Origin of the sequence: Streptomyces spiralis, from assembly GCF_014654675.1 — a bacterium.
In the GTDB taxonomy this organism is placed as follows: domain Bacteria; phylum Actinomycetota; class Actinomycetes; order Streptomycetales; family Streptomycetaceae; genus Streptomyces; species Streptomyces spiralis.
Genome location: NZ_BNBC01000044.1, coordinates 77,134 through 83,479 on the forward strand (window position 1 = coordinate 77,134; position 6,346 = coordinate 83,479).

Sequence of the window (6,346 nt, forward strand, 5' to 3'; positions counted from 1 at the left end):
GACCGCGCGCTCGGAGCTACGACACCGCACGCTCCGCACCGGCCGCCGAAGCCGCGTACATCTTGGCGATCACCGCCTCGATGTCCGGCTCCCGCACCGACAGGTCCACGAGCGGATACCGGTCCGCGATCCGCGCCACCAGCGGCGCCGCCGACTCGGCGGCCGGGAAGGCCAGCCACTGCCGCGGCCCCTCCACGCGCACCACGCGCGTGCCCGGCACCTCGATCGGCGGCAGCTCCCGCTCCAGGTCGACCACGAGGGTGCGTTCGCTCTCGCCCGCCTCGTGCAGCCCGGCGAGCGGGCCGTCGTACATCAGGCGCCCGTGGTCGATGACCATCACCCGCGAGCACAACTGCTCGATGTCCTGAAGGTCGTGCGTGGTCAGCAGCACCGTCGTACCGCGCTCGGCGTTCAGGTCGCGCAGGAACTCGCGGACCCTGGCCTTGCTGATGACGTCCAGGCCGATGGTCGGCTCGTCCAGGTAGAGGACGTCCGGGTCGTGCAGCAGGGCCGCCGCGATGTCGCCGCGCATGCGCTGGCCGAGCGAGAGCTGGCGTACCGGGACGTCCAGCAGGTCGGCCAGTTCGAGGAGTTCGACGCAGCGGTCGAGGTTCGCGCGGTAACGGGCGTCGGGGATCCGGTACATGCGGTGCATCAGCCGGTAGGAGTCGATCAGCGGAAGGTCCCACCACAGCGTCGTACGCTGCCCGAACACCACCCCGATGCGCTGCGCGAGCCGCGTCCGCTCGCGGGAGGGGTCGATTCCGGCGACGCGCAGCCGGCCGCCGCTGGGGGTGAGAATGCCCGTGAGCATCTTGATCGTCGTCGACTTGCCGGCGCCGTTCGGGCCGATGTAGCCGACCATCTCGCCGCGCGCCACGGAGAAGGAGATCGCGTCGACCGCGCGCACCCGCCGCCGCTCCCGCTTGAGGAAACCGGTCTTCTTGCGCACGTCGAAGACCTTCTCGACGCGGTCGAGTTCGATGAACGCCCCGTCCGTCCCGCCGCCCGGTCCGTCCAGTTCCATGGGTTCCACGTCCCTTCAGCTTCCCGTGCTCCGGTACGAGCGCAGCCCCACGCGCCAGGCCAGCCCCGCCAGCGCACAGCAGCCGACCCCCACCAGCGGTGAGGCGAACGCCGTCCACCACGGCAGCGCCAGCGGATACGGCCGCCCGAGCACGTAGCTCGCGGGCAGCCAGTTGACGAACGCCAGCGGCAGCACGAACGTCACCCCGCGCACCAGCTCCCGCGCGAACACCGTCGGCGGATACTGGAGCAGCGTGGTGCCGCCGTAGGTGAAGGCGTTCTGCACCTCGGAGGCGTCCTGCGCCACGAACTGGAAGGCCGCCCCGGCGACGAACACCGCGCAGAAGATCGCCGCGCCGCCCAGCATCATCAGCGGCATCAGCAGCACCTTCGGGGCCGTCCAGTGCACGTCGAACGAGCCGAGGGCGTAGACCAGCACGAGCACGCCCTGCACCACGCGGCCCAGACGGCGCAGCGCGAACCGGTCCGCGGCGACCTGGGCGAGCACCGGGGCCGGGCGCACCAGCAGCGTGTCCAGCGTGCCGTCGCGCACCCGCCGGCCCAGGCGGTCCATCGAGCCGATCGCGAGATCGGCCAGCCCGAAGGAGATGCTGGTCAGCCCGTAGAGGAAGGCGATCTCCGGCAGCGTGTAGCCGCCGAGGGCGTCCACGCGGGAGAACATCAGCAGGATCGCCACGAAGTCCAGCGCGGTCGCCGCGAAGTTCCCGAACGTGGTCATGATGAAGGAGGCCCGGTAGGCCATCGTGGAACGCAGCCACATCCCGGCGATCAGGCGGTAGGCCCGCAGGCCGTCCGCCGGCCGGCTGCGGGACGCGAGCGCGGGAGCGGGAGCGGGCACGGGCGCGGGCGCGACTGCGGCCTCGGTCTCCTCGTCCGTACGGCGCCCGTGGGGCCCGGCCCCCGTGATCTCAGCCACCCTGGACCACCACCCGCCGCGTCGCCGCCGACTGCAGCAGCCGCCCGGCCGCCAGCAGCGCCACCGCCCACGCTCCCTGGAAGACGTACGTGTTCAGCGCGTCGGCATGCCCCAGCAGTACGTCGGCCGGGGCCTGCAGCAGCGACGACCACGGCAGCGCCCGGACCACCTCGCCGAGCGCGCCGGGGAAGACGTTCAGCGGCAGCAGCATCCCCGAGCAGAAGTACCCGGCCAGCCACGCCATCTGCACCACACCGGTCCCGTCCATCAGCCAGAACGCGCTCAGCGCGACCAGGAACCTGATCCCGAAGCTCACCAGCATCGCCATCGGCACGGCACCGAGGAACGCCGCCCAGGTCAGCGGGTCGGTGGGCAGCGCGACGGGGAAGAACAGCGCCCCGAACACGAAGGGCACGATCCCGCGACCAACCAGCTGGAACATCGCGCGGCCCAGGTCGGCCGCCAGCCACCACAGCTGCAGGTCGGCGGGCCGGTACAGATCGATGGCGATGTCACCCGTACGGATGCGTTCCATCAGTTCGTCCTCGACGCCGCCCCCGCCGATCGCGAGCGTGGACAGAAAGGCCTGTCCCAGCCACACGTACGTCACGGCCTGGGCACGGTCGTAGCCGCCCAGGTGCGGGCGGACGTCCCACAACGCAAGGTACGTGTACACGAGAATCAGCCCGAAAACCGTGTTCGTGAACACCCCGGCCGCCGTGGCCGCCCGATACGTCGCGTACCGTCTGAATCCCCCCGCCGCGACGGCCGCGTACAACCGCCCAGCGCCCACGTCACGCCCTCCAAGGTCCGCCGACACCGAAGCGCAGGAGCCTAGTGCGCGCGCGACGCGACATGCCACGCGTTTTTCCGTCCGGACAATTGCCCGAGACCGGGAACGGAACGCTTGGTGCGAGAGTCTTCATCTGGGGGCGCAGAAGGCGCATGAGGGCGTACGGCGACGTACGACGCGAAACAGGAGTCCGTGCACGAGATGAGCGACGAGCCGCAGCCGCAGGCCGAGCAGCCACAGGCGGAGGCGCAGCCGCAGCCGCGGTCCGCCGAACCGGAGGCGACCGCACACCAACCCGAGCGAACCGGGCCGGCGAAGCCCACACCCGGGCCCGGGCCCGCCTCCGCAGGCGCGGGCTCGGCCGAGCCCGCGGCCCGGGAGCCCGAGGGCTCCACGACGCGGCACTCGGCCGGGGGCGCCGGAGAGAATGCCGAGGGGGCGGCCGGGGAGGACGCCGAGGGTTCCGCGGCACGGGGCCGCACGACGGCCACCGGACAGGGCAGCTCCGGATCTGCGACGCAGGACTCCGCCCGGACCGCCGGACAGGAACGCGACGAGTCCGCGGGCCAGGGCCGCGCGGGGACTGCCGCGGGTGGGCGGCCGGGTGGCGCCGGCGGCGACCGAGCCGAGACTGCGGCCGGGAGCGCGGCGGGAGGCGTGGGCAGGTCCTCCACCGCCGAAAGCACGGGCGGGTCCTCGGCGGGAGGCAGCGGCAGCGGCAGCGGCAGCGGCAGCGGCAGCGGCAGCCAGGGCGACGCCGTGGGCGGCCCCGCGGGTTCCGCCGAAGGCGGAGCCGCCGCGGCCGCCGGGCGGGGCAATGCCAACGCCCCCGCAGCGAAGCACGACACGGGCAAGAGCGGACAGCCCGCGAGCGGAAACGAGGACACCACCGTCCTCAGGCCCTCATGGGCCGGCGGTGCCGGCGCTGCGGGTGCCGCGGGTGGTCGCGGCGTGGCCGCCCGCGCGGGAGCTTTCGGCCAGGGCGGCCCTGTGGGCGGCCCGGCGGGCAGCCCCTCGGCAAGCCGGCCGGCCACCCCCGGGGCAGACAGCCCGAGGGCACAGCTCGCCGCCGACGGCGGTGCAAGCGACCGATCCGAGCAGCCGGAGCAGCCCCACCAGCCCCAACAGCCCGAGCGGACCAAGCAGTCCAAGCGGGCCAAGCGGACCGGTTGGCGGCGGCTCGTGCCGACCTGGCGAATGGTGCTCGGCGGGTTCCTCACCGTCGTGCTGCTGGTGATCGGCGCGTTCTTCCTGGGGTACTCCCTGGTCAAGATCCCGCCCGCCAACGCCCTCGCCATGAAGCAGGCCAACGTCTACCTCTACGAGGACGGCACCGAGATCGCCCGCGACGGCGACATCAACCGCGAGAACGTCACCCTCGCCGAGGTCTCCAAGGACGCCCAGCACGCCGTACTGGCCGCCGAGGACCGCGACTTCTACACCGAGTCCGCCGTCGACCCCAAGGCGATGCTCCGCGCCGGCTGGAACACCGCCACCGGCAAGGGCAAGCAGTCCGGCTCCACGATCACCCAGCAGTACGTCAAGAACTACTACCTGGGCCAGGAACAGACCGTCACCCGCAAGGTGAAGGAGTTCTTCATCTCGATCAAGCTGGACCGCAACGAGCCCAAGGACAAGATCCTCGAGGGCTACCTCAACACCAGCTACTTCGGCCGCAACGCCTACGGCATCCAGGCCGCCGCCCAGGCCTACTACGGCGTCAAGGCCAAGGACCTCGACCCGGCCCGCGCCGCCTACCTCGCCGCTCTCGTCAACGCGCCCAGCGAGTACGACGTGATCGCCCACCCCGAGAACAAGGCCGCCGCCGTCGCCCGCTGGAACTACGTCCTGGACGGCATGGTCAAGAAGAACTGGCTCAGCGCCTCCGATCGGGCAGGCATGAAGTTCCCGATGCCCAAGGAGGCCACCGTCCCCACCAACATGGCCGGACAGCGCGGCTACCTCGTCCGCGCCGTGAAGGACTACCTCGCCAAGAACAACATCCTCAGCGAGGACGAGCTGGCCGCGGGCGGCTACCGCATCACCACCACCCTGGAGAAGAGCAAGCAGGACGCCTTCGTCAAGGCGGTCAACGACCAGGTGATGAGCAAGCTGGACAAGAAGAACAACCCCGTCGACAAGTACGTCCGGGCCGGCGGCGCCGCCGTCGACCCCAAGACCGGCGAGGTCGTGGCGATGTACGGCGGCATCGACTACGTCAAGCAGTTCACCAACAACGCCACCCGCAGGGACTTCCAGGTCGGCTCCACCTTCAAGCCGTTCGTCCTCACCGCCGCCGTCCAGAACCACTCCGACACCGCCGACGGCCGCCCCATCACCCCCAACACGCTCTACGACGGCACCAACAAGCGGCCCGTACAGGGCTGGAACGGCGGCTACTACGCCCCCGAGAACGAGGACCAGCACTCCTACGGCAACATCACCGTCCGCGAGGCCACCGACAAGTCCGTCAACGCGGTGTACGCGCAGATGGCCGTCGACGTGGGCTCCGACAAGGTGAAGGACACCGCCGTCGCCCTCGGGGTCCCGTCCGACACCCCGGAGCTGATCGGCAGCCCGTCCATCGCGCTCGGCGTGGCCCAGGCCAGCGTCCTCGACATGGCCGAGGCCTACGCGACCCTCGCCAACCACGGCAAGCACGGCACGTACACGATCATCAAGAAGATCACCAAGGACGGCACCGACGTGGTGGACCTGCCCGAGCGGACCACCTCGCAGGCTGTCAGCCGCGAGGCCGCCGACACCACCACCGCGGTCCTGCAGTCCGTCGTCCAGAACGGCACCGGCGCCCCGGCGCTGGCGATCGGCCGCCCGGCCGCCGCCAAGACCGGCACCGCCGAGAACGACCAGGCCGCCTGGTTCGCCGGCTACACCCCCGACCTGGCCACCGTCGTCTCCGTCATGGGCCAGGACCCGGTCACCGCCGCCCACAAGCCGCTCTACGGCGCCCTGGGCCTGGCCCGGATCAACGGCAGCGGCCCGCCCGGCAGCATCTGGGCCCAGTTCATGGGCGACGCCCTGAAGAACACCCTGGCCAGCGACTTCGACCTGCAGATCCAGCCCGGCGCCGACCAGACCCAGCCGCCGCCGTCCAGCGGCGCCGTGGAGACGCCCGGCACCGGCGGCCAGGACAACGGCTCCACCACCACCGGCACGGACACCGGCGGTCAGGACACCCAGGGTCAGGGCCAGGTCCAGGGCCAGACCGGCGGCACCACGGGCGACACCACCGGCACCACGGGCGACACCACCGCCGGCGACACCACCGGTGGCACCCCGACCACCGGAGGCACGGACACGGGCACCACCACCGGCACCACGGGAGGCAGCACCCCGACCACGGGCGGCGCGGGCGGATCCACCCCGACCACGGGTGGCAGTACGACCGGCGGCACCAGCCCGAGCGGCGGCACCACCGGCGACGGAGGGACGACCACCGGCACGGACACGGGCATGTGGGGCGGCCAGAACCCCACCTAGCCCAGAACCCTGCCTAGTGACCTGAGTCAGAGGTTCGTCGTTGGTTTGGTGTGAATCGTCGTGGACCGAAGATCCCGCCGTTGTCGGTG

Annotated in this window: 4 protein-coding genes; 1 reads left to right on the top strand and 3 read right to left on the bottom strand. The window is 71.7% G+C overall.

Going from position 1 to position 6,346, the window contains the following annotated elements; translation table 11 throughout:
* Window positions 1-16: 16 nt before the first annotated feature.
* From IE318_RS34180 to IE318_RS34190, 3 genes are all read right to left on the bottom strand, one after another.
* Window positions 17-1,027 (bottom strand): ABC transporter ATP-binding protein, encoded by a 1,011-nt coding sequence (locus IE318_RS34180; protein WP_030167408.1) that lies wholly within the window; start codon window positions 1,025-1,027, stop codon window positions 17-19.
* Between the two features lie 15 nt (window positions 1,028-1,042).
* Window positions 1,043-1,885 carry an ABC transporter permease gene (locus IE318_RS34185; RefSeq protein WP_229903932.1) on the bottom strand — a complete coding sequence of 281 codons (843 nt, stop codon included), beginning with the start codon at window positions 1,883-1,885 and terminating at the stop codon, window positions 1,043-1,045.
* Between the two features lie 70 nt (window positions 1,886-1,955).
* Entirely contained in the window at window positions 1,956-2,756 is an 801-nt protein-coding gene (locus IE318_RS34190; RefSeq protein ID WP_189906608.1) for an ABC transporter permease, read from the bottom strand.
* A gap of 990 nt (window positions 2,757-3,746) precedes the next feature.
* Here IE318_RS34190 and IE318_RS34195 point away from each other — a divergent pair.
* Window positions 3,747-6,257, top strand: coding sequence for a transglycosylase domain-containing protein (locus tag IE318_RS34195; RefSeq protein WP_189906620.1), 2,511 nt, complete (start codon window positions 3,747-3,749; stop codon window positions 6,255-6,257).
* Window positions 6,258-6,346: the final 89 nt, after the last annotated feature.